At 28.9% G+C, this 21,776-nt stretch carries 23 protein-coding genes; 8 read left to right on the forward strand and 15 right to left on the reverse strand.

Annotation, left to right across the window (positions count from 1 at the left end):
• Nucleotides 1-8 precede the first annotated feature (8 nt).
• The 3 genes from GvMRE_RS12925 to GvMRE_RS12935 all read right to left on the reverse strand — a co-directional run bounded on the left by GvMRE_RS12925 (nt 9) and on the right by GvMRE_RS12935 (nt 4,900).
• Nucleotides 9-779 carry a hypothetical protein gene (locus GvMRE_RS12925; protein WP_147411636.1) on the reverse strand — a complete coding sequence of 257 codons (771 nt, stop codon included), beginning with the start codon at nt 777-779 and terminating at the stop codon, nt 9-11.
• 2 nt (nt 780-781) lie between these two features.
• Entirely contained in the window at nt 782-2,038 is a 1,257-nt protein-coding gene (locus tag GvMRE_RS12930; protein WP_147411637.1) for a GTPase, read from the reverse strand.
• Nucleotides 2,039-2,191: 153 nt separating this feature from the next.
• A complete protein-coding gene (locus GvMRE_RS12935; RefSeq protein ID WP_147411638.1) occupies nt 2,192-4,900 on the reverse strand; it encodes a DnaJ domain-containing protein in 2,709 nt (902 codons plus the stop codon).
• Between the two features lie 123 nt (nt 4,901-5,023).
• Here GvMRE_RS12935 and GvMRE_RS14450 point away from each other — a divergent pair, with 123 nt between their 5' ends.
• Complete coding sequence (locus tag GvMRE_RS14450) at nt 5,024-5,158, forward strand: hypothetical protein (protein WP_281267982.1); 135 nt, start codon at nt 5,024-5,026, stop codon at nt 5,156-5,158.
• A 145-nt stretch (nt 5,159-5,303) separates the two neighbouring features.
• On the forward strand, nt 5,304-7,784 hold the full coding sequence (gene leuS / locus GvMRE_RS12940; protein ID WP_216361652.1) for a leucine--tRNA ligase: 2,481 nt from the start codon (nt 5,304-5,306) through the stop codon (nt 7,782-7,784).
• 400 nt (nt 7,785-8,184) lie between these two features.
• On the opposite strand, the gene GvMRE_RS12945 is transcribed toward leuS, so the two are convergent.
• A complete protein-coding gene (locus tag GvMRE_RS12945; protein WP_147411639.1) occupies nt 8,185-8,640 on the reverse strand; it encodes a hypothetical protein in 456 nt (151 codons plus the stop codon).
• Entirely contained in the window at nt 8,631-9,272 is a 642-nt protein-coding gene (locus GvMRE_RS12950; protein WP_147411640.1) for a hypothetical protein, read from the reverse strand. Before GvMRE_RS12950 ends, GvMRE_RS12945 begins: the two co-directional genes overlap by 10 nt.
• 294 nt (nt 9,273-9,566) lie before the next feature.
• Between GvMRE_RS12950 and GvMRE_RS12955 the strand changes: the two genes are divergently transcribed.
• Together GvMRE_RS12955 and GvMRE_RS12960 are read left to right on the forward strand one after the other, a co-directional pair.
• Nucleotides 9,567-9,761, forward strand: a complete 195-nt coding sequence (locus GvMRE_RS12955; protein ID WP_147411641.1) for a hypothetical protein — start codon at nt 9,567-9,569, stop codon at nt 9,759-9,761.
• A complete protein-coding gene (locus GvMRE_RS12960; RefSeq protein ID WP_147411642.1) occupies nt 9,761-10,204 on the forward strand; it encodes a hypothetical protein in 444 nt (147 codons plus the stop codon). The genes GvMRE_RS12955 and GvMRE_RS12960 overlap by 1 nt, the downstream gene beginning before the upstream one ends.
• A 135-nt stretch (nt 10,205-10,339) precedes the next feature.
• Here the strand turns inward: GvMRE_RS12960 and GvMRE_RS12965 are convergent, their stop codons facing one another.
• Nucleotides 10,340-10,591 carry a hypothetical protein gene (locus tag GvMRE_RS12965; protein WP_147411643.1) on the reverse strand — a complete coding sequence of 84 codons (252 nt, stop codon included), beginning with the start codon at nt 10,589-10,591 and terminating at the stop codon, nt 10,340-10,342.
• 611 nt (nt 10,592-11,202) lie between these two features.
• Here GvMRE_RS12965 and GvMRE_RS14605 point away from each other — a divergent pair.
• Nucleotides 11,203-11,298, forward strand: a complete 96-nt coding sequence (locus tag GvMRE_RS14605; protein ID WP_147411644.1) for a helix-turn-helix domain-containing protein — start codon at nt 11,203-11,205, stop codon at nt 11,296-11,298.
• A gap of 23 nt (nt 11,299-11,321) precedes the next feature.
• Here the strand turns inward: GvMRE_RS14605 and GvMRE_RS14050 are convergent, their stop codons facing one another.
• From GvMRE_RS14050 to GvMRE_RS13000, 7 genes are all read right to left on the reverse strand, one after another.
• On the reverse strand, nt 11,322-11,477 hold the full coding sequence (locus GvMRE_RS14050; protein WP_172575438.1) for a hypothetical protein: 156 nt from the start codon (nt 11,475-11,477) through the stop codon (nt 11,322-11,324).
• Between the two features lie 132 nt (nt 11,478-11,609).
• The gene (locus GvMRE_RS12975) at nt 11,610-11,834 is read right to left on the reverse strand and encodes a hypothetical protein (protein ID WP_147411645.1); all 225 of its coding nucleotides are present in this window, start codon (nt 11,832-11,834) and stop codon (nt 11,610-11,612) included.
• Nucleotides 11,834-12,085, reverse strand: coding sequence for a hypothetical protein (locus GvMRE_RS12980; protein ID WP_147411646.1), 252 nt, complete (start codon nt 12,083-12,085; stop codon nt 11,834-11,836). Before GvMRE_RS12980 ends, GvMRE_RS12975 begins: the two co-directional genes overlap by 1 nt.
• On the reverse strand, nt 12,086-12,499 hold the full coding sequence (locus GvMRE_RS12985; protein WP_147411647.1) for a DnaJ domain-containing protein: 414 nt from the start codon (nt 12,497-12,499) through the stop codon (nt 12,086-12,088).
• A 62-nt stretch (nt 12,500-12,561) separates the two neighbouring features.
• Complete coding sequence (locus tag GvMRE_RS14610; protein WP_147411648.1) at nt 12,562-12,687, reverse strand: dihydrofolate reductase; 126 nt, start codon at nt 12,685-12,687, stop codon at nt 12,562-12,564.
• Nucleotides 12,688-12,768: 81 nt separating this feature from the next.
• Nucleotides 12,769-13,770 carry an AAA family ATPase gene (locus GvMRE_RS12995; protein ID WP_147411649.1) on the reverse strand — a complete coding sequence of 334 codons (1,002 nt, stop codon included), beginning with the start codon at nt 13,768-13,770 and terminating at the stop codon, nt 12,769-12,771.
• 20 nt (nt 13,771-13,790) lie between these two features.
• The gene (locus GvMRE_RS13000; protein WP_147411650.1) at nt 13,791-15,152 is read right to left on the reverse strand and encodes a hypothetical protein; all 1,362 of its coding nucleotides are present in this window, start codon (nt 15,150-15,152) and stop codon (nt 13,791-13,793) included.
• A gap of 499 nt (nt 15,153-15,651) precedes the next feature.
• Between GvMRE_RS13000 and GvMRE_RS13005 the strand changes: the two genes are divergently transcribed.
• On the forward strand, nt 15,652-16,155 hold the full coding sequence (locus GvMRE_RS13005; protein WP_147411651.1) for a leucine-rich repeat domain-containing protein: 504 nt from the start codon (nt 15,652-15,654) through the stop codon (nt 16,153-16,155).
• Between the two features lie 1,061 nt (nt 16,156-17,216).
• Here GvMRE_RS13005 and GvMRE_RS13010 read toward each other — a convergent pair.
• Nucleotides 17,217-18,038 carry a hypothetical protein gene (locus tag GvMRE_RS13010; protein WP_147411652.1) on the reverse strand — a complete coding sequence of 274 codons (822 nt, stop codon included), beginning with the start codon at nt 18,036-18,038 and terminating at the stop codon, nt 17,217-17,219.
• A 778-nt stretch (nt 18,039-18,816) separates the two neighbouring features.
• Between GvMRE_RS13010 and GvMRE_RS14455 the strand changes: the two genes are divergently transcribed.
• Together GvMRE_RS14455 and GvMRE_RS13015 are read left to right on the forward strand one after the other, a co-directional pair.
• Complete coding sequence (locus GvMRE_RS14455; RefSeq protein ID WP_281267983.1) at nt 18,817-18,945, forward strand: hypothetical protein; 129 nt, start codon at nt 18,817-18,819, stop codon at nt 18,943-18,945.
• Between the two features lie 596 nt (nt 18,946-19,541).
• Nucleotides 19,542-19,865, forward strand: coding sequence for a hypothetical protein (locus GvMRE_RS13015; RefSeq protein ID WP_147411653.1), 324 nt, complete (start codon nt 19,542-19,544; stop codon nt 19,863-19,865).
• A gap of 1,115 nt (nt 19,866-20,980) precedes the next feature.
• Here GvMRE_RS13015 and GvMRE_RS13020 read toward each other — a convergent pair.
• On the reverse strand, nt 20,981-21,763 hold the full coding sequence (locus tag GvMRE_RS13020; protein WP_147411654.1) for a GTPase: 783 nt from the start codon (nt 21,761-21,763) through the stop codon (nt 20,981-20,983).
• Nucleotides 21,764-21,776: the final 13 nt, after the last annotated feature.

Here is a 21,776-nt window from a genome sequence, read left to right on the forward strand (position 1 = left end):
TTGTTTTTTTACTTTTCTGGCGTTGTCAGAAATACATCAACTCTCATCTCAATACCTAGTTTTGGATTATTAACTATCTTATACATTTCTGGAGTTGCAGAAATCTGTTTTTCTGAATGTTTTTCTGCTAAATAATTTCTAAGACTTATTAAGTTTTCACTAATAATGAATAAATTTGAATACTCATTTACTCAAGTGTTAAGTTCAGAAACATCATTAATTTTATCGAATGTTTCAGCTTTAGCTTTTAAACCGGGATTAATACGAGTTCGTACAATTTCTTCAAGATTTGCCATATTTTTCCTACATTTTTTTTTATCGATTTTTAGTTTTTCTTCTTTTTTCTTTTCTTCTGATAATTTTTCTCAATCTATGCATCTGGTTCCATCAATACGTGGCAATGACATAGCTAACAAAAAAGCATGCTTTCTATAAGTAAAAACATTTATTAAATATTGAAATTCTGTGATATCTTTAGGAAAAGAAGAAAAAATGTCTTCATCAACCTCTTTTAATCTTTCTGTTAATACCGAATCCAAATTTGAAGTGAAATCATCATCTTCTTTTTTCACTTCCAAAAAATCAGTTCTTTGAGCTAAAGACTTAATAAAAGCTTTAGCCTTTTTGGGAGTTGTTTTTCATCGTTTAGAAAATTCTCTAATAAATTGTTCTTTGTCGGTGTTTTTTTTATCTTGTTGCTGAGGAGTAAGTCTTAAAATAAAAAAACATGTCAGTAGCAGAAAGATTAAGATAAGACTTATTTTTTGGTAGAATTTCATTATTATTTAATTTTGTTGGCAATTCACACTCCTGCGCCAGCAACCAATCCTGCTGTACCACCAGCCAATGTTCCTGCCCCTGGAATGATGCTTCCTGCAGCTGCTCCTGTCACCGTTCCCGCAAACATCGATCCAGCCAATCCTAAATCTTTTTTTTGATTAATTCGTTTTTCTATTTCATCAGCAACCTTTTTTACTAATTCTTTGTTTTTTGTTTTCAACTTATTAATTTCGTCTTCGTGTTTTTTCAGCAAAATCTTCATTTTGTTGTCAGCCTCTTCTTTTTCTTTATTTATTTTATTTATCTCTTTTTTTCATTTTTCCTCTGAATTTTTCTTTTCTTTTTCGTATTGGTTCTTTAAACTAGTAATTTTTTCTTTACTTGCCTTACCCTCCTTTTTTAAATTTTCTATACCTTCATCTAACTTTAACTTTAAATCTTTAGTTTCTTTATCTTTTTTATCCTCTAAATCTTTCATTTTTTTATCTATTTCTTCTTTAATCTCTTTTATCTTTCTTTCATGATTTTCAAGCATTTTCTTGATCATTTCTTCTTTTTCTTTTAACTCTTTTTCCAACCTCTCTTTTTCAGTCATATAATCTCTGATCCTATCGTTTACCTCTTTCAAATTAGCTGGGAGATAATTTTTATGAATTATAGCTCCTAAATAAGTGATTAATCTTTTTCTTGACAACTCGCGTGTCTCTTTATTTATAGCAATGGCAGCAGGCCTTCCTAACAAGGCTGGGTTATCAACATAAATAACTTTCGCGTGATTAAATATTTCATTTAACTCCTTGCTTTCATTGCAAAGTTTAGCCTTATCTTTCTCACATTCTGTTTCATTTTCAAAAGCAGGAAAATTAGTTCTAACTATTGTTGTATAATTGAAAACATCTTGGTCAAAAATGATTGAACTTAGCAATTTATAAGTCTCTATTTCTTCCTTAGTAAAACGACTACCGGTTACAAAAAAAATCTGATTCAAACCTTCATTTTCAATAAAACGAGCTATTTCTCCTAATCTGAATAAAACCTTTTTAGTATCATCTAGTTGTGTATCACCAATTCCAATTGTATCAATTACGCAATATTTAACACCATCAATCTCAAATCTTTTTTCTTTGATACTTTTTGTTTCGCTTGTACCATTAGCACTTTCTACAAATTCATCAGTTCCACTCAGCACATTTGCTAGTGATGATTTTCCACTTCCTGTTCTACCAATTAGTAGTATGTTTTTGTTTACAGTTACCATGTTTTTTTTTTTTTGATTTTGCCAAGTTATTCAGTACTAATTTCAAATGATTACTATTACATTTCTTTTAAAGAATACTAGTAATTTTTAAATAATTTCAATAATATTTTGTTAATTTTATAATATAAACGTATCTTCCGACCATATTTTTAATTACATTATACTACATTCTTGCTTTGGAGGAGGCACTTCTTGTAAATATTGTCTTTCCATTTCTTTTGTTTTTTGATGATCAGCAGCTACACAGCCAAGAATATTATCAGTTTCTCTTATTTCATCAGCTAGTTTAATTGTAGAATCTTTATCGTTATTTATTATAACAGAAGAAGTAGTAGAAGTATTATAACCAATGGTTCCAAGGTCAATAATTTTAGAATAGAGTGACGAAGTTGTTTTAATAGTATTTTTTCTTTTCTCTATTTGCTCTGAATAATTAATCCCATAAACTAGCATATTAGCAAAATGTTCACAATTACGATTGTATAAATCATATCTATCTACTCGAAAATTAGTTGACTCTGCTCAAACAATGTTACTGATTATTTTCTTATAGTGCTTAAAAGGGACTATAGGATGATATTTGATTACTTCTCCATCTATACACTCATCTACAAAATATTCCCATGAATCAATAGTAGTATTATTTTTTTCTCTAGTAAAGTGACAAACTTGATTATTACCTAGATATACTCCCACATGATAAAAATCAAATAGTCCTGCTATGTTGTTTTTTACTTTCACTATATCTAAAGGCTTTAAGTACTCATCAGGACTTTGATTGGAAACTGTTTTATTCACTTCTATTGTTTTGCTGGTAAAAATTGTGGGTTGGTAAATGCTACCGTCTAAAAATGAAGTAAATTTAGTTTTAGTTTCTCATTTGCAGGGTAAATTTTTACTTTTTATATAAGGTTCAGTGATTACAATACTAAAATCTACACATTTATTTGCTTGATGATGAACCGTTAGCATGGGATTCTCTTCATTTAACTTTTCTCTTAATCACTTTGCTTCTTTTTGAGCTCCTTTTACATTGTTATGATTTTTTCTTTTGTCAGTTCCTCAACAGTTGCAGTTTTTATATTTAGGAAACACTGTTAAATTTTCTTTTATATTTCTGTATTCTGGCTCATAAACCACTAAAAAAACTCAATAATAATTATCGTGATAATTGATCACTGTTGCTAGATTATTATTTCATCAAGTTTTAAATCGAATGACCTCTTTGATGTTACCAGCTATGTTGGTTTTGGCCTTTACTAAATTAGATAGTTCTGCTTGTTCTTCATAAAAAGATTGTTTTAAAAAATAATTTCTCTGTTTTTGAGCGTTTTTATTTAATTCACTTACTTTTCCTTTTAATTTAGCGAACTTTCTTCTATCCAATGATAATTGTATTTTCAATAGAAAAAAACGAAATCTTAAACTAGTAAAACCTTTTTCTACGTATTCAACTAAAATGTTTCTGATAGTAGTAGTTCCCGAATAATCAGCCAAAAATTTCCTTCATATCTCTTTTAGATTTTTTTCTCGTTCTTCTCAACTTTTTTTCAGTTCTTCTTGATTTTTGCCTTCATCACGCTTATTATCAATTAATTGTTCATACGCTTCATTAATTTCTTGCATTTTTTTTTCAGCTTCAATTTTTTGTTCATTGCTATTTCCAGCCTGTTTATCTGGGTGATATATCAAAGACAATTTTCGATAGGCCTTTTGAATATCTTCTAAGTTAGCATCTTTGTCAATCTCTAGCATCTGATAAGGCGTTTTTTTTTGTCTTTCTACTTTGTTTTGGCTATTTGAAGATGCCTCCCCTAAGGCTTCTTCCAAAAACATCTTTTCCTTTTTAAATTTTAATTTTATTATTTCTACTTTAATATTTGCTAAATATTTATTTTCTTCTAGTTCTTCTTTAGTTGTTTGAATAGAGTAAATAATATTGTCTTTTTCGTTTTCTAATTGGGTTTTTTTTTCTTGTAGACCGATAAATATTTCATTCTCTTTCTGTGAATCAATCAAAGCTTTTTTCTTGTTTATCAATTGTTTTTCTAATTCTTCTTTTTCTTCTCTCTTTTTTTTTAATATTTTGTAATTTTCGATTAATTTTTTAAAGTTAGTAATTTTTGTATTTATCTTTGATATTTCTAACTTACTTGCTCATTTATTAATTTCTTCTAGTTCTTTTCAATTAATTAGTAATTTTTCTTTACTGCCGTTAATTTTTTCATGAAGCTTGGTGACATAATTACCAATTATTTTCTCTGCTTTGACTTGATCTTGCTGATTAGATCTTTTTAGCAAAGAAAAATCACTAATGATTTCTAAATTACCTAGCTCTTTTAATCTTTCGATTTCAATCTCTACCTGGTCTTCTGTTTGATAATTATTAAAGGGATAAATGTTAGCGGAATAAAAGTAACTTTGTTTTTGGCCATTACGAAAGGTAATTGGTCGATCTAATTCAATTTTACATCAGTCAGGGTATTCTTTGATTGAACTAATAACGAATTTAATAGAATTATTTTCTTCACTATTAGAAACTTCCTTTTTTCAATCATAAAACATTTTCTCTAACAAAGCATAGTCGATTTCTTTTACTTTTTCTTTGTTAGTTTTATTACCAAAGCAACAAACAAAAGGAGAAAATAGTTCTTCGAAACTTTTACTGTTACTGAAAGCAGGGAATAAGTGACAATAATTATTTTTGTCTAGTGTTGCTTCCAAACTGTCGTAGAAATTAGTTAGAGTAACCACCGATATTTTACCATATTTATCTTGTTTTCTCTCTTTAATTTTCACTACCAGTCCTTCACTTATAATTATGTTTTTGTCTAGTCAGGTTTTAAACTGTTTTCATGTCATAATGTTTTTTGTTTAATATACGTGAAAAATGAACTAATTCACTCAAATTACCAAATACTAAATCATAATTATATTTTAAACAATTAATGCTACTAGTTTATAAAACTAGTTGATTTCGCTTTTATGTCTTTTGCCGGTAATAGTGAAAGGAACTGAAACGTTGATATTCAATCATTTGCCACCAAAAATCTATCTGAAGAAGCAGTAATCCAAGCGGTTAGCGAAGGAATATTATTCGGTAGTCATCAAATTAATTAGTTATAAAGATGGAAGTAGAGACAAGCAAAAATCATCGAAACTGAAAATAGATTTATGTATCAAAGATAAGTTATAAAAGCAGAAAATGGTTGTGTTTCATAATCTTAATAGTACCAATTTTTTTTTAATAAAAAAATAGCAAGAAATGAAAAAATTAATTAATATGAGTTATTCACACCAGGAAATCGAAAAAAAATGACAAGAATATTGGGAGAAAAACCGAACTTTTTTTACTGACTTATCAAATAACTCCAAGCCAAAAAAATATATTTTAGCAATGTTTCCTTATCCGTCAGGTAGTGGTTTACATGTTGGACACATCCGTAATTATACTATTACTGATGCCCTAGCCCGTTTTTATCGCTTAAAGGGATACAACGTTTTAATGCCGATTGGTTGGGATGCTTTTGGTTTACCTGCCGAACAGTATGCTATCCAAACTAATAATCACCCCGCAACTTTTACTAACGCTAATATTCAAAACTTCAAGGAGCAATTATTAAAAATGGGCTTTTCTTATGATTGAAGCAAGGAAATAAATACCAGCGACCCCAATTATTACCATTGAACGCAATGGATTTTTTGTCAAATATATCGTCAAGGATTAGCCGAACATAAAGAAATACCAGTTTATTGATGTGAAAAACTAGGGACAGTGTTAGCCAACGAGGAAATAAAGACAATAAACGGACAAAAATTTTCGGAACGCGGAAATTACCCTGTGGTAGAAAAAAAAATCCCCCAGTGAGTTTTAAAAATTACTCAATGTGCTCCTCAATTATTAGCGGATTTATCCGGATTAGACTGACCGAATAGTATTAAAAGTTTACAAAAAAACTGAATTGGTCTTAATCGAGGCACTTTTGTTAACTTTTCCGTAGTAGATAAAGATTTAACTATTACTGTCTTCACTAAAAGTCCTCAAACTCTTTATGGAGTAACCGCTCTGGTTTTATCGGTTAATCACCCTCTTATTACTCAAATTACTTCTTTTGATAGGAAAATTAAAATAAATGAGTTTTGTGCTACTTGAAAAGACAGAAAAAGCCAAGAAATATACGGAGAATTTACCGGAAACTACGCTCAACACCCTTTAACTAATGAAAAATTACCCATTTGAATAACCAATTTTGTTATAAGCGAATATGGAACCGGAGCGGTAATGATTAATGCTTTTTCTCCGGAAGTATTTAAATATCAAGAAATACCTAATTTAGTTAGCGAAAAAGAATTAAAACAAAATAAACAAATTGATTATTCTTTTGCAGTAAAATACAGTTTGCCGATAAAAAAGATTTTTCGAATAAACGAACAAGGAGAAAAACTAAGCGGTTATTTCATTAATTCGCCTTTAATTAATAATTTAGATAGCAAAGAAAAAGCAATTGAAGTTATAAACGAAAATTTGGAAAAAGCCCACAAAGGACACCAAGGCGAGTTTTATCATTTAAAAGATTGAATTTTTTCGCGGCAAAGATATTGAGGAGAACCTATTCCAGTAATTCACTGAGAAAATAACCAAAAAGAACTTTTGTCCGAAAAGGACTTACCGCTAATTCTCCCTCCTTTAACCGACTTTGCCCCCAATCCTCGTTATTATTCTCCTTTACAAAAAGCGGAAAATTGAGTAAATATTAAAAATAAAAACGGCCTAAAAGGAAAAAGAGATGTTAATGTTATGCCTCAGTGAGCGGGTTCTTGTTGATATTATATTGCTTTTTTGTTGAGAAAAAATGATAATTATTTAGCCCTTAATAGTGAAGAGAGCCAAGAAATTATAAAAAACTGATTGCCGGTAGATATCTATATTGGCGGACAAGAACATGCTAATTTACATTTATTATATGCTCGTTTTTGACACAAAATTTTATACAAAATTGGCTTAGTTCCTCAAACCGAACCCTTTAAAAAACTGATTTGTCAGGGCATGATTTTAGGAGCCGACGGCGAAAAAATGTCTAAGTCACGAGGTAATATTGTTAGTCCTAATGAACTAGTAGAAAATTATGGATCTGACGCTTTGCGGCTTTATGAGGCTTTTATCGGACCTATCGAACAAACTACTAATTTTAATATCGAGGGCGTGTGAGCCATGAAAAAATGATTAGACCGAATTTATAACCTTTTTACTCTTCATAAGCATAAGTTTACTAAAAATATCGAAAACAACGAATTAACTTTCTCTTATCACAAAATGGTAAAAAAGGTTGATGATGGTTATCAAAGAGTTAGACTTAATTTAGTGGTCGCTTCGCTAATGTCTTTTATTAATGGTTGCTATAAAGCTGATTTGATACCAATTGACTATGCCTTAACCTTTTGTCAATTATTAAACCCTTTGGCTCCTCACGTTAGCGAAGAATTATGAAATTATTTCAGTGAAAATTCCATTAATAAAAGCAGTTGGCCTAAAATAGAGGAATTGTCGATTATTCCAGAAAAAGTGAATATAGTGATTCAAATTAATGGAAAGAAAAAAAGTTTAATAAATATACCCAAAAATAAAATAAAAAAAGAAATAGAAAAACTAGCTAAAAATGACCCTAAAATAAGCGAAATACTAGAAGGACAAAAAATCGCAAAAACTATTTTTATAAAGAACAAATTAATTAATTTTGTTATTTAACTTCTTGGTGATTTGCATGAACAACAGTATTAAAAGTGTTGCTGAATTTAGCATTATGAAAATTATCACATAATTACCCTAGTCCTTGTTGCAATCTTAAAAAAAATCTCACTTTATCTCTTCAAATTAATTATTACAAGCAAGGAGGACAATAATCTTACTACCCTGGAAATAGACCAAGAAATTAATGGTTTAAGAAAAGCTATTAAAATCAAGAAGCGTTTATTTACACAAACCTAAGACGTTATTATTATTCGTAAGCATTTACTAAGGTATGTTTATTATATTATCAAGTTTGTGTTATTTATTATTTGTTTATTAATTCTTCTTTTATCAACTAGTACGCTATTTGGCAAACTAAACCTTATTGTTTTGAACTCTCGTTGAAACTGAACTTTTTCTAAAATTTCTTATTTTCTTGAAGATATTCGAACACTAATTCTTTTTGCAGTTCTGCGAGTTTTTTTTTTGACTCTTCTGATTTTAAATCTTGGGAAATTTTTACTAATTGTTTTCTTACTGTTTCACTAATTCTTCCCGCTAATGCTCCGATTAAAAATTCTCCTGCATTTATTTCTTTTCCATCTGATTTTTGTTCTTTAGTTTTGTTATAATCTGTCTTTAGAAGTTCAGTAAAACTCACAACCTTTTGATCACCTGTTTGACCCTTGATAGTTTCTAACAATTCTTTTCATTTTATGATTTTGTCTTCTAGATTAAGAGACGAATAATAACTTTTAATTTTAATTCTCAATTCTCGTTCTGCCTTGTTTCATTCTTGATAATCATAATAACTGCCTTTTTCTTTCGGTTGAGCAAATTTATATAAATTTAATTTTCTCTTAGTTACATCCACTTTTCATTTTTAGACAATTCAGCTAATCCTCCATCCACATCAGTATTAGAAATATCGAGGCATTCTAATTTAGTCAAACTTTTTAAGTACGACAGAGAACCGCAGAATTTATTGTAAATACCACTTTGAAATTTTTCTTCATCACTGTTTCCTATTAATAATCTTTGCAAACTAACTAGTCAACTAAAAATACTTAAATCCTGCTGTAAAAAGTTGTTATTGCTTATATCTAAACTAGTAAGGTTATCTGGGACAAGAATTCGATTAAGTTCAACTTGTGATTGAGCATTTTCTTTTCGATCTTTTTCTTCTTCAACTCTAGCTAGTTTTTTCATTAATTTGTTTAATTCTCTTATTTCTTCAGATATAGATGAAGATTTAGAAGAATTTGATTCAGCAATTTCCTCCTTTTCTTCTCAATCAAGCAACTGATTAGTTAATAATTGCTTGTTGTTGTGCACGATTGTTATACAAGTAAAAAAATTATTAGAACAATCCAATTCTTCTAAATTAACAAAGTCACTTAAATCTAATGTTCCTTCTAGGTTTTTTTTTGAAATATCCAATTTCTTAATATCCCCTCTTTGGTTTTTGGGGTAATTTTTATCTAATCACTCTTGTGCTTTTATCATAACTACATTTTACATCATTTTACTAGTAGAAAATGTTTTTTTTATTTTTACGAATTAATGTTGGCAAAAAAAACTAATCTTTCTAAAACAATAATGGTTTAGAAACGTTTTCCTCTTAAAAATATGGTTAATCCAGAATCTTAAAAAAAGTCCTTTTTGTAAGGTTTATTTTCATGAGGAAAATTATTATAATTTTCTAATTTTTACCAAAAAAAAGTGAAGTAATATAGCAATAGCTTCCTTTTTTACTATTTTTCTTCTAAACAACGTTACCTCAGTAAAACTATTTATATTATGGTAACAACAAACAAATCAGTTACACAAAATCCTCTTAAGGATAAAAAATGGCTTAAAGACTTTGCTGAAGAGTTTAAAAGAGATATTAATAAATCCTTACTAAAGAGAACTATTTCAAGCTTAGTAAGCGAGATTAATTGTACGCAAAAAGACATTGGCGAACCAAATTATCCAAAAAAAGGTAAAAAGTAATGCTACAAGATTTTTTCGAACATACTATCAACAAGGTCTATCAAAAATGTCGATCTTTAGTTTTTTTTTTTATTTCGCCTCTTCCAATTTCTTCCTCTTACATTAAATTTGGAGGCTGAGAAATGAGTTATAACTGAAAAGGACGTACTAGACTAACTAGAGAAGTAGTAGGCAAGGTTGAAATCATTACCAAAAATGTTCATTTTAATTATAAGTATGCTTTGCAATTAATGAATGTCAATACAGATGAAGATTATAATTTTCCCCACTTTGTTCGAACTATTGCTCACGAAATATCTCATTGTCTCTTACTCGACTATGATCCTGGTTATCTTAACATCGATGATCCTCATACTTCAAGGCACCGAATATTAACCGAACAATTGGAACTTTTTTTGTGAACTTTACCAGAAATTCAAGAGTTAATTAACTCGCGAGTTTAGCCTGTTCTAACTGTAATTTTAAGTAAAAATTATTTTTTCTAGTAAATTTACCACAACTAGCTAAGAAAGCTCCTTCTCAAATTCTTATAGCAAAGAATCAGGAGAGAATAAAATCTAACTAGTTTGTTAAACTAGTTAATGAATTGGCAAAGAACTATTATATAAATTATGCTTAAAAGATATTTCCAGTATTGGCTCAGTAAAAAATATTGACATCACCATGCCTCCAAGTCCCACGGTAAACATAAAAAGTCACAAACGAGGTAAAGTTTTTTTATAAAAATCTTTTTTAACCAATTCCGAGTGCCCAGATAAATCGAACTCGGATAAAAATTTTTCCTGGACTTCTCTATAGTTTGGTTTGGCAAACTTTGCATTTTGAGTCATATCTTATTCTTCTCTTTACATGCTTGGAATGTATTCAAGTTTTGTTTGCCATTGTTCCAAAAGCAAACAAAAGAAATAACAGTAAAGCAACCAACCCAAAAGAGAACAACGAAAAATATTTACGCCGAGGTTTGATATTTTTAAGAAATGAACGTAAATAAGGTTCAACAAACAAGGTTGAGATAACAAGATTTAAAGAGATTCAAGAAAGAAAATATAGGAAAATTTTATTTTTTTTTTAGTGACTCTTTTTTTTCATAGCCTTTTTCTTATATATTCATCGTATATATCAAAATTATTTAAACGCACTATAAATCTTCTTATAAGCGTAAGCAGAAAAATTAAGAAATTTTTCCCTTTTGATCAATTTTAATTTAATTTTCATCATGACTTGACTTTGTCAACTTTATCAAAAAGAAAATAATATATTGCCTTCGTAAATTACTTTTATCTAAATCCTAGCAAGAATACTCCCACTTCTATAAGTGGTGAGATGAATTGCGAAAAGAGTTAAAATTATAACATAATTTTAACTGAATTAGTCAGTCAATTAGAGTTTAGTCGCTTGGGATTGTCTGACTTATTGAGTTTAGAACTCTAACCAAGCAACTATGGAAATTAAGGCAACTTATAAATACAGACTATATCCTACCAAAAAGGAAGAACAAATCTTTAACTGAATTCTTGCTTGAACTTTGTTCTCTTAACAAAACACTCCTTAAAGAAAGGATTATTGCTTATAAAGGGAAACAAAAACAGCCCAGTAAGTCTCAACAAATCAATTCCTTAATATCTTTTCAGGATTTATGCCTTTATTTATTTCTTGTTGGATAATTTGTTCGATTTGTTTAACCGATTTCAATAAACCTTCTTTGTCTTGCTTCAAAATTCATTACATCTTTCCTACTACCTTTAATATTATGCCAACTATTTACTATCCAACCTGCAAAACTATTATAATTACAAGAAGCTTGCGGAAAAATAAGTTTAACTTGGGGATTGTTTTTAGCAAGCGAATTTAATCAATCTTGTCATTTTTCGGCGTTATCTCGCCTAAACCATGTGAAAAAATAACAGTTCCGACTTGTTTTTCGTGTTTTTCGATCGACTGAATAATTATTGTTTTTAATCGTTTTGGTTCTTGGTTTTTATTATTTCTGGCGGGTCAGAAAAAGAAAAAAGCCAAAATAGCCACTATTGCCAAAAAAAACCAAATTAAATATTTTCTAATAATTCCTCACATTACTTAAAAAAAACTCCTTTTATTTTCCGCCAGACTCACCAACCTAAAAAAGCAATTACCACTATCACTGCTATTATAAATTCATTTCCTACTTTTTCCTTGTTAATTTCTTTTAATTCTTCTAACTTTTTTTCTAATTCCTTCATTATTTTCCTCTGTTCTTCTAAATCTTCTTTTTCCTTTCGTTCTCTATCTATTTTCTTCTCCTTATCTTTTTTAAGATAACCATTTTCATAAGCACGAGCGAACATTTAAATTGTTAATAATAATTTTTGAACTTGGTCGTCTAATTCTTGTTTGGTTTGGCATTTATTAAGCATTTCCAGATAGTCGTTATCTCCTTCTTCAAAAACATCCTCATAGTCTAAATCAAAAATTTCCAAGGCAACTTCAATTTTAGTTTTGGCTAGTCAAATATCATTATCAGAAATTTCAGAATCATTATTTATTTTCTTTACTTTTTCAGTTAAAATTCCATAAGCCCGATTAATTTCTTTCATCTTGGCTTCGGCTTCTTTTTTGGATTTAGCAAGATGTTTGGCGGGATTTTGTTCGTATTTATCGGGATGTCATAATAAAGATAAACGCCGATAAGCCTTTTTAATATCTAAATTAGTGGCTTGGCTGGCAAGTTCTAAAATTTTTACTGCTTCGTCTCTTTCCATCGTTTAATAATTCGGGGTTGTCTTCTCTTTTAGTTTTCATATTTCCACTTGTTATGTCTTCACTAGGAGTTAATAACTATATTAAATCTGCTTTTTAACAGCTTATCAATACTTTCAAAGTTTTTACTTTCCATTAAAACAATACCATTAGAAGCGATTTGCGAAAAATATTTTATTTCTGAGGACATTCTTCAGGATAAGCTATTATCTTTATCGATAAGGAAAATCTTGATCCATAGCTCAAATGTTTTTTAAAATTGGTTTATTTTTTATTTTTCTTCATAAAGAACTTTATTATTGTCTCCTTTCAATATGAATTTTCTAAAAATTAAACTTGCTAAAAACACAAAGTTAATTCCCAAAAGAGAAAAAAGCAAATAGTGTTTTAAAGTAATTTGAAATTCTTCTTGGTAAGGGAAAACATTATTTTTTATCCAAATTTGGAAATTTTTCATAAAGTCAGGTTTTTTGTTCTTGTTTTTATAATAAATATATTCTTCTTCAATTTTGTACAAAACTCTTTCAGATTGCCGAATTCCTATTTCTTTTACGTAGTTAAGTATTTCTTCAATATTTTGATCTGAAATAATTAATTCTTGGTAACTTTTTTGAACACCATCCGCTTTCAATCGTAAGATGGCTTTTTTTTCGTCTCGAGTGAAGTCTACCAACTCAGTTACTTCAATTTCCTCCTTCAACTCTCGATTCAAGTCATCAATTCAGTTTATGGTGGCAAAAAAGGTAATATGCTTTAATTCTATTTCTTTTTGAAAGTATTTATCCGTAAATTTTTCTTTACTTTGATACTTTTTAAAAAGTTCTAATAACTCTTGTTGAACTTTGGGGTCTTCGGCTTTTTCTAATTCATCTAACAAGATAACTGGATTTTTACAACCATTTTTTTTAATGGCTCAAGCTACTAAACTTGGTTTGCTTTCATCACCTAAAATTGAGTATTCATCGGTTTCTTGAAAACCGGATAGAGATATTGTTTCATATTTTCGACCCATAGCCTCAGCCAGAGCGTGTACGAAGGTCGTTTTACCCATGCCGGGAGCACTAAAATAACAAATTACCTTCTCTACTGGTCAGAAATTTCCATTAGTCATTTTGTAAACCCTGATATGATCAAGAAAAGTTTCTTTTTCTTGTTCAAATCCAATGTGTTCATTTAATCTGTTTTCTGCTTTCTTAACACTATCAATAATTTTCAAATTATTAAGGGCAGTTTCTAATTCTTTTTTTTCTTGGTCTTTATTATTACCACTCATATTATTGTAAATTTTAATTTTTATTTAGTTCGTTCAATAAATCAAGGAGTAGTTATGACAATAATTAAGCCAGTTATAAATAAAATCAATCACAATAATCAAGTCTTTTTATAATATTCTTTTTTTGACACTTTAACAGCCTGCAAAGAAACATCAAGGTTAACATTAGAGTGGCCTACATTAGTAGCAATATAACGCGACATAAGGATTGAATAAAATCCATAAAGTGCCGTTCTTCGGGAAACGCTTGCTAAAATTTTGGTTAGTGGCCCAACTAGATAACCGACAAAACCGAGAATAACAGTTGAAATAGAAAATATCACAAATAAGGCTGGAAGAATGTAAAAGCGAGCATAAGAAGAATCAACTTTCAGGAATCCAAAATTGATATTTATTCGCATTATATCTAGGATACCAAAAGTAGTAGCAATCAGAGTTCAATTGATGATAAGGGGAACAGTTTTTATAACTGATTTGGTTAAAGTTTCAATAATTTCTAACGAGTTTAGTAAACAAATAACCATTGCTCCGATGGTGTATCAATAAGTTAATTGTCTAGCACCTCATTCGCCAAATTTCCCTCAATAACTCTTTTTTTCTTCTTCAACTTTGGCTATTTTCATTTCACTTTCTTCTCCCTCTCCTATTTTTATTTTACCTAATTCAGTATATTTAGGTTCGGTATTTAAATCTTCATTAGTTATTATCTTATAGTTTTCTTTTTCTTCGGCAGTTCACTCTTTTTTATTTTTATTTTTACTAGCGAAATAACTAATTGATCCTAGAATTCCAATCAAAACAAAGAAAAAAGTTAGAAATAAAGTAAGTTTTCGTTTTCAGTTGAAGAGTGGAACTTTCTCGGACTTTTTCTTGGAAAACTCTTGAAGGTTTCGTGAAGAATTATGCGAGATTTTATTACAGTATCAAACATTAAACAGAACGACAATAGTAGTAAAGATTATTCAACAAAGAATACTAAAAGGCAAAGCATCGACCATAGTGAATTTAGTGCTTCCGACATACTTGTTAACATAACGGTTTAGCAGCATAGTCCTATTTTCTGGACTTAAAAAGACTAGTGACCCGGCCACATATCCACCGTAAAGACAAAGGAAAGGAGAAAAAGCATCAAATCCCAGGTCTAAGAAAAGCGGAAGTAACGTGGGGTAAAAATGAATTAGTTCACTCTCTCAATCAATAATGGCAGATAAAAAAGAGGCCGCAATAGTAATTATAACTACCATGGTAAACCTTTTCTTTTGTAACCACTTTTTCTTGGAAGCTAACAATGACTGAACTGCTTGGCTCTTAAAAAGAGCATAAGTGAGAAAAGCCATGGCAATCATCAAATATCCTGAACCTTCCTCTTTGAAAGAAAACATATCTTCAAGAGTTTTTCATATCATTGGAAGGACATCACCCAATCCAACTTTACCATTACAAAAATTAGGAATGCCCCATCTGCCAGAAAGATTAGAGATAGCCGCTAATAAAAAAAATGCTATTATAAGTATGAGAAAAAACATAAAGAAGAATTGAGCTGAACCAGGAACTTGTTTAAAACGTTATAAACAGAAAAACTGGTTTTATAGAAAATTCATATAGCCTCAAACGTAACATCAAATGTTTATTACTATTTACGCTATATATTGTAGTTTTATAATTTTGGCAACAACATACTGATTTTGCACCAATTTATCATGCCTTCGCAAGAAGACCCCCAACCTTCAAATCCATAAGGATTAAGCAGAGTTAGTTCACAAATTGCTAATGTGTTTAGCATCTAAAATGAAAAGACTGACCTGGTATCGCCTACTCTACTTGTCATCAACAGATAGATGTTTAGAAAAATTAAAATTATATATATTAAAATATGAGATAATGACTAGAGACGCTCAAGAATATGTTAATAAGATTATTAATAAGGAGAAACAGTACACTCTTAATTTAAGTAAACAAGAATTAGCAGGAGAAATAGATTTGAGAGGATTTACTAATTTAACAAGCATTAAAGCTGATGGAAATGAATTCACTAGTCTAGATTGATTATTTACTTTACCAGAAGAAGGTCAAAAAAAACTAAAATGATTGAACTTATGAGGAAATAAAATAGAAAATGTAGATTTTGCCAAATTATTTAATAATTTTCCTAATCTAGAATTAGCAAATTTAGAGAACAATCCATTAAATCTAAGTATTTTAGGCGATTTAGGTAATCAATATTTCTTTCAATTAGTAGAAAAAGTCGAGACAAACAAATTCAAAATTAATTCTTGAAAAGGCACTCCTTTGTTGGACCTTTTAAAGCACATAAAAAAAATAAGAGAGGAAAATATTAAGCTGAAACAACAACTTGAGGCTCAAATTGAAATTCCTCTTAAATAATATTCTATTCTTTTTAAACTTTATCTAATATTTAGCAAAATGTTAGTTGAATAGCTAATAGTTTTATTGAATAGGGTAAGGTATAATTTTTATTCTAGTTAATCAACTCAGGAGTATGTTTTTCTCCTTTATATATATGTTATAGAGAGTTTTTAGGGATTTCTATTGCTAAATTATTTACAAAACAACGTTAATAAACATTTTCTAAGCACCAGTTATTTTTGAAATAATTATTGTTCTTATCATAAAAGAATATTTAAGTAAATTCAAAAAAAAAGAAAATATTTCTAGCCCTAATATTCGTAAACTAGAAACTTTTGAAACTTGATTTAATAGAACTTTGCAGTTGTATGATTAATTTCTTTGAGCCAAAGTATCGAAATACAAAAATTAACAATATGTAAAAGAAGAAATCTGATAATTATCTGATGCTGAAAGAAAAAGTCGATGAGATCAAATGAAAAATGAAAACTAAAAGGAGATAATCTAGTATTAGCTTTTTATGATAGTTCTTATTCATAAGTGAATCACTGTCAAACAATAGATTAAGATTTTATTATTATATGTTACAAAAATAGAAACTTGTGGCTATCCGGAAGATCCTGAAAATTATCTTAAACCTCTAGACATTATAAAAGTATAGAAAAAAGTGAAACAATAGGTAGTTCCATATCATGTGACCATCTACTTAGGAAATAATAAAGTCTTTCACATGCGGTGCTCAACCCTAGTTTCTAAAATAGGCGCTCAAATTGGTTTATGAGACTATTTTATATCAAATGCTAAAACATCATGCTCCAGTTTTTAAACATTATAAAAAAATAATATAATATATCGTCAAAGCTGATTAAACTGATTTTTGATATGATAAATATGATTAACGAAATAGGTCGCGAGCATAAATGATATTAACTGATCAGAACGGATAGAAAATTTTAGTTACTTTGCTCCTTGATGAATGAAATCACAAGGAGCATTTAATGGGGAAGTTTTTTAAATGAAAATTTTGTAAACAACTGTAGAAATAGTTCAATGTAATTTCACATTTGATAATTTTCATTTTAGTTAGATTGGATTTGAGCTTGAAATTGATTTTGCCATATTCTAATATCAATTGCTTTACTTCAACCACTACGGAAATAGTTTTCAGTAGCATAAGTTCCTTTAAAGGCTCAGTCATCGATAGTTCTGCTTCCTTCAAAAACTATTTCGTTCGGTATATCTCTAAGCAAAATGTTCTGCAATCGTTCTACTCTTGCTTCTTCTCTTCCAATTTTGCCAAAAGTAAAGCGGTATAAACCGCCATCAACAGGCAAATATTCTAGTCCAGAATTGATGTCGGTGCAATTGATATCTAATTCCAACAAACCAACCATATTTCTAAGATGGATTAAAGAACCAGTTCAACGATTAAAGATACCTTGGTCTATTTTAGCTCTTTCATCAGTTCCTAAGAGTAAAGTTTTTAAATGAATAAAATTACTAAATTCAAACAAATCACAACCAAAGAAATTATTGTTGGTCAGTTGGATATTCTCTAACGGTATAACTTGATTGGAATTTGGAATAGGTCAAATTACTTCTTCTAAAAGATTATCATTAGCACAAACTCTTCTTATGTTTTGACAATTAACCAAAATTAAACCAGTAATCAATTGGCTTTCTACTGTTATTTGTTCTAAATTAGGAAATGTAGACAAATCCAGAACTCCTTCTAACTTATTGTTGTCGGGGAAAAAATATCTATTAGGACTATCTTGAGAATGACTTATATATCTTGGGTTAGTTTGTTGAATGCTAACAGGTCAAATATATAATTCGCGAATACTGTTCCTTTGACTAAAAGGGATGTCGTCGTTTATTCAGTTTTGGGCATTTACCATATAAAAAGCATTTTAAAACTTTCCGATGCATCGTTCACAAATAGTGCTATATTCAGCCATAGCTATTTTTGCTAAGTCTCTGTAATACTTAATGTCCTTATAAAGTTAATAAATCACAAATACTTACAACCATAGCGACTATTTAAAAAAATAAGCAGATGAAGCCGATAACAACATCCTTGTAAAGGCTGCAAACCTCGCTTAACTAGTTGTTTATTTGTTCTAAAAGATGAAATAGAGAAGTACAGAAAGAATAGAAAAAGTACTAGAAACAGGACTTTTTCTGAACTATGAAACACAAAAATAATTTAGAATAGAATATTATGAATATCTTATAGAGGTACCAAACAAGAATGATTATGGAATAATGCAATGTTGGGAAAAATATTACCACCTTACTATTTTTTTTCTCTTTTTTTAGGAATACATTTTAATTCTTTTAATGACTATTTTTTTTAAGTCCTAAAATAAGTTTTGTCACAATGGATTGATTACAATAAAAATAAAAATAGTTTTTTAACTAAAACAGTGGTAAAAAAATCTTCTGAAAGCCAACTTAATGTGAATTAGAGAAAGAAAAAAAATGCAGCTAATCCAAAAAGCAAAATTATATTATCTTTATAAAATCTGTATGTTGAAAACAAGTTTTTGAAAGCACGATTGTTAATCTCTGTTCAAAAACAATCATTGTTATAAAAAATAACTTTCAAAAATAAACAAAAGATCATTGCCAATACACCTCGCTAATTTGATTGGTTTAGAAAACTAGAAGTAGTTGATGAACAATAAAAAAAGCCCAGCTAAAAAAAGGAAAGTCAACCATTCTTCGGGCATAACAAATTCAGCCCAATTCCTTTATTACAAATCGCAAAAAACTAATAAAGAAGTTAATGTAACCGATCCATAAAAATATTATGTAAATATTTAATGGTACAGTAAATTGAGGTAATTCTAAAATGGAAAAAAATGCTGAAATTCATAATATTTTTATGGTTTACCACTAAAAATGCTCTTTTTTTACAAAGCCTAAAAACAGAAACTAGGAATTCCATCAACCAAACTAATGCAGCTTTTTGCCTCTAACTAAAAAACTTAGTTAAAGTCGGAAATTTTTGCTTTAAACATAAGAAAAAAAAGAGATGGTTGCTCAAATAGGAGAGGTGAACAACATCTGGACTTTCGAAAAGAAAGTAATTTACATTCTCACTATGATAATCATCGTTAATAACGAGTGATACTAGTTTTTTTTATGTAATGATGCTTAAGCATTATATTTAGAGAAAAAAGTGAGGCCAATCATATTTTTAATTTTTTTTAAATAGGACAAATTCGAAGTAATTTGTCCCTTTATTCTTTTAGATTAAAATAAAATAGTGAGCTTTCTTTATATTCTATATGAAATTATGAAATAAAAGTGGTTTTAAAAAATTATTTTTTTACCGACTAATTATATAATTTTTTCTAGATCTTTTTTTATCCTCTCTTTAACAAATTAATAAAATTATGAACTTTTGGAAAGCAGCTCGTAAAACGGTAAAATTCGTCGGAAAAATGGCGATAATAGAAGCCGTGGGAGCATCAATAGCTGCTATAGATGGAATGATAATCGCTCTTTTAATTGGCACAATTCTTTATGTTAGTGGTAAAATTGTAAAAAAAATGGCAATAAAAAGTAATAACAATTTTTTTGAGGAAGTTGGTGATTTAATTAAAGACGTAGGTTTCGGCAGTCTTATCAGCAAATTACTCGGGTTAATTACGCAAGCAGAATTCAACCAAACTAAAACTAAGGAAGATTTTTTTGAGATATGGTTCAAGCTTGTTTAGTTTCAATAAAGTAAACACTTGATTCAATAAATAACTTCCTTATGTATGATTCAAACAAGTTAATCAACTATTAAAATATGTAAACATCTTTTTAATATGGTTTTGTTTTCATAAGAAAAATGTTTTTTCTTCAGATAAGAAATAGCAAAAAAATAATTGAAAAAAATATGTAAAGAGTAAAAGATAGTAAAAACATTCCTACAAGAAATTAAGAATTATTTAAGAAAAAGGGTATGAATTTACTCTCTTTTATTAGCTACCTTTCGAACATAGTTAACCGTTTTTTTGTAATCTTGGTAGAAATTATTAGTTAAGCCTTTTTTAATTATTAAATCCTTTTTATTTATCTAAATATCTTCTTTTTTAGTTCGATTTTCTAAGAGTTTTTGAAGATTTAAATCTTCTTTTGTATAAAATTTATCAATAAATATCAGCAAAATGTATAGTAGTTATACATTATTAGTAAAGTTAAACTAAACCCAATATTCAAACTGCCTTATCACCAGAACATTTACTAAACTAAAAGCATAAATAATACTTAAAATTAGACAAAATAACTGGCTAGATGTAAATACGACACTTGCTATAAAACATTCAGCATCATATTTAAAGTTTTTTTATCATAGGTTCCGTCGCGAAGGCGAAAAAAATTTACTCATTAATTTTTTTCGCAAGTCACGGCTAATTTTATTAGCAAAATAAGGAGCGTAATAGACACAAACAATAATGGTCAGACAATAAATAAGCGATTAAAATGTCCATAAAAAATAGAAAATATGGCAATTTTCCAAAGTTTTTAATAACCCCACCTTGTTAAATATTTCAAAACTAGGGTTTCATTTTCCGGTGCTTAATCTATCTCATGATTTACCAATTACATTTTGGTCGACAATGACCCCGATAATAAGTAACTTAAAGTAGATAATAAATAAAGTATTATTTGTTCTTTTCAGTATTTTTTGGTTATGTAAAAATGTCGGATTAGCTATATTTTTTTCTGGTTTACATTATCTATATTTTTCAAAAATTATTTTCCACAACAGTTTCTTTACTAAATATCTTTGCTTTTTTAATATCATTTGACAAAAATTTTTTATTCTAAGTAATTTTTTAAGTTATCTAACTACTTGTTTGCTTAAAGGCCTGGATTTTTTTGCTTTTTCTCGTTGTCGAACTGAAAAAATTCCGAGTAGTCCGAGAATGAAAGCCATAATAAAAAAGATAAGAATAACTTTGGATTTGTTTTTGTCTGCTAATTTCTTTCCTCCTTGCACGTTAATAAGTTGAAAATTATCTTGGCAATTAGCTACTAAATGATTGATTAATTTCTCTCGGGATTTTTCCTTACTTTTTTTCTCAGAAGAATTATCAACCATTATAAGGCCATGGACTTCTCGAAATATAGAAGCAATTTCCGAGTTAACTTTGGTTTCATCTTTTAAATCTTCATAATTTTCTTGGCATTTTTTTCGGTTTTTAAAACTCTCAAATTTAGTAGCAACCACGGTAATATATTGATTAATATTTTTGTCTATTAGTTTTAAAAAATTGTATAGTTCTACTTGTTCTTTGGAAAATCTTACTGATTTAAAAACAAACAATATTTGGTTTATTCCTTCTGGAGCCGCTTGAAAAGCTTCTGACATTTTTTTGGCTCATTGTTGCAGGGTTAGGTTAGCGTTAAGATACCCAGGAGTGTCTATCACGCGATATCTGATGCCATTTTTTTCAAATTCCGCTGTTTCAATTTCGTTGGTAATACTCGTTAGACCTCTTTCGGTTTTAAATACCTCTTCAAAATTACCATCTTTATTAACCAATACATTACCAAGAGTAGACACTCCGCTGCCCGTTGTTCCTATTAAAAAAATGTTTTTTATATTATTATCTTTACTCATGTTATTTACAAAA

This window comes from endosymbiont GvMRE of Glomus versiforme (assembly GCF_003546845.1).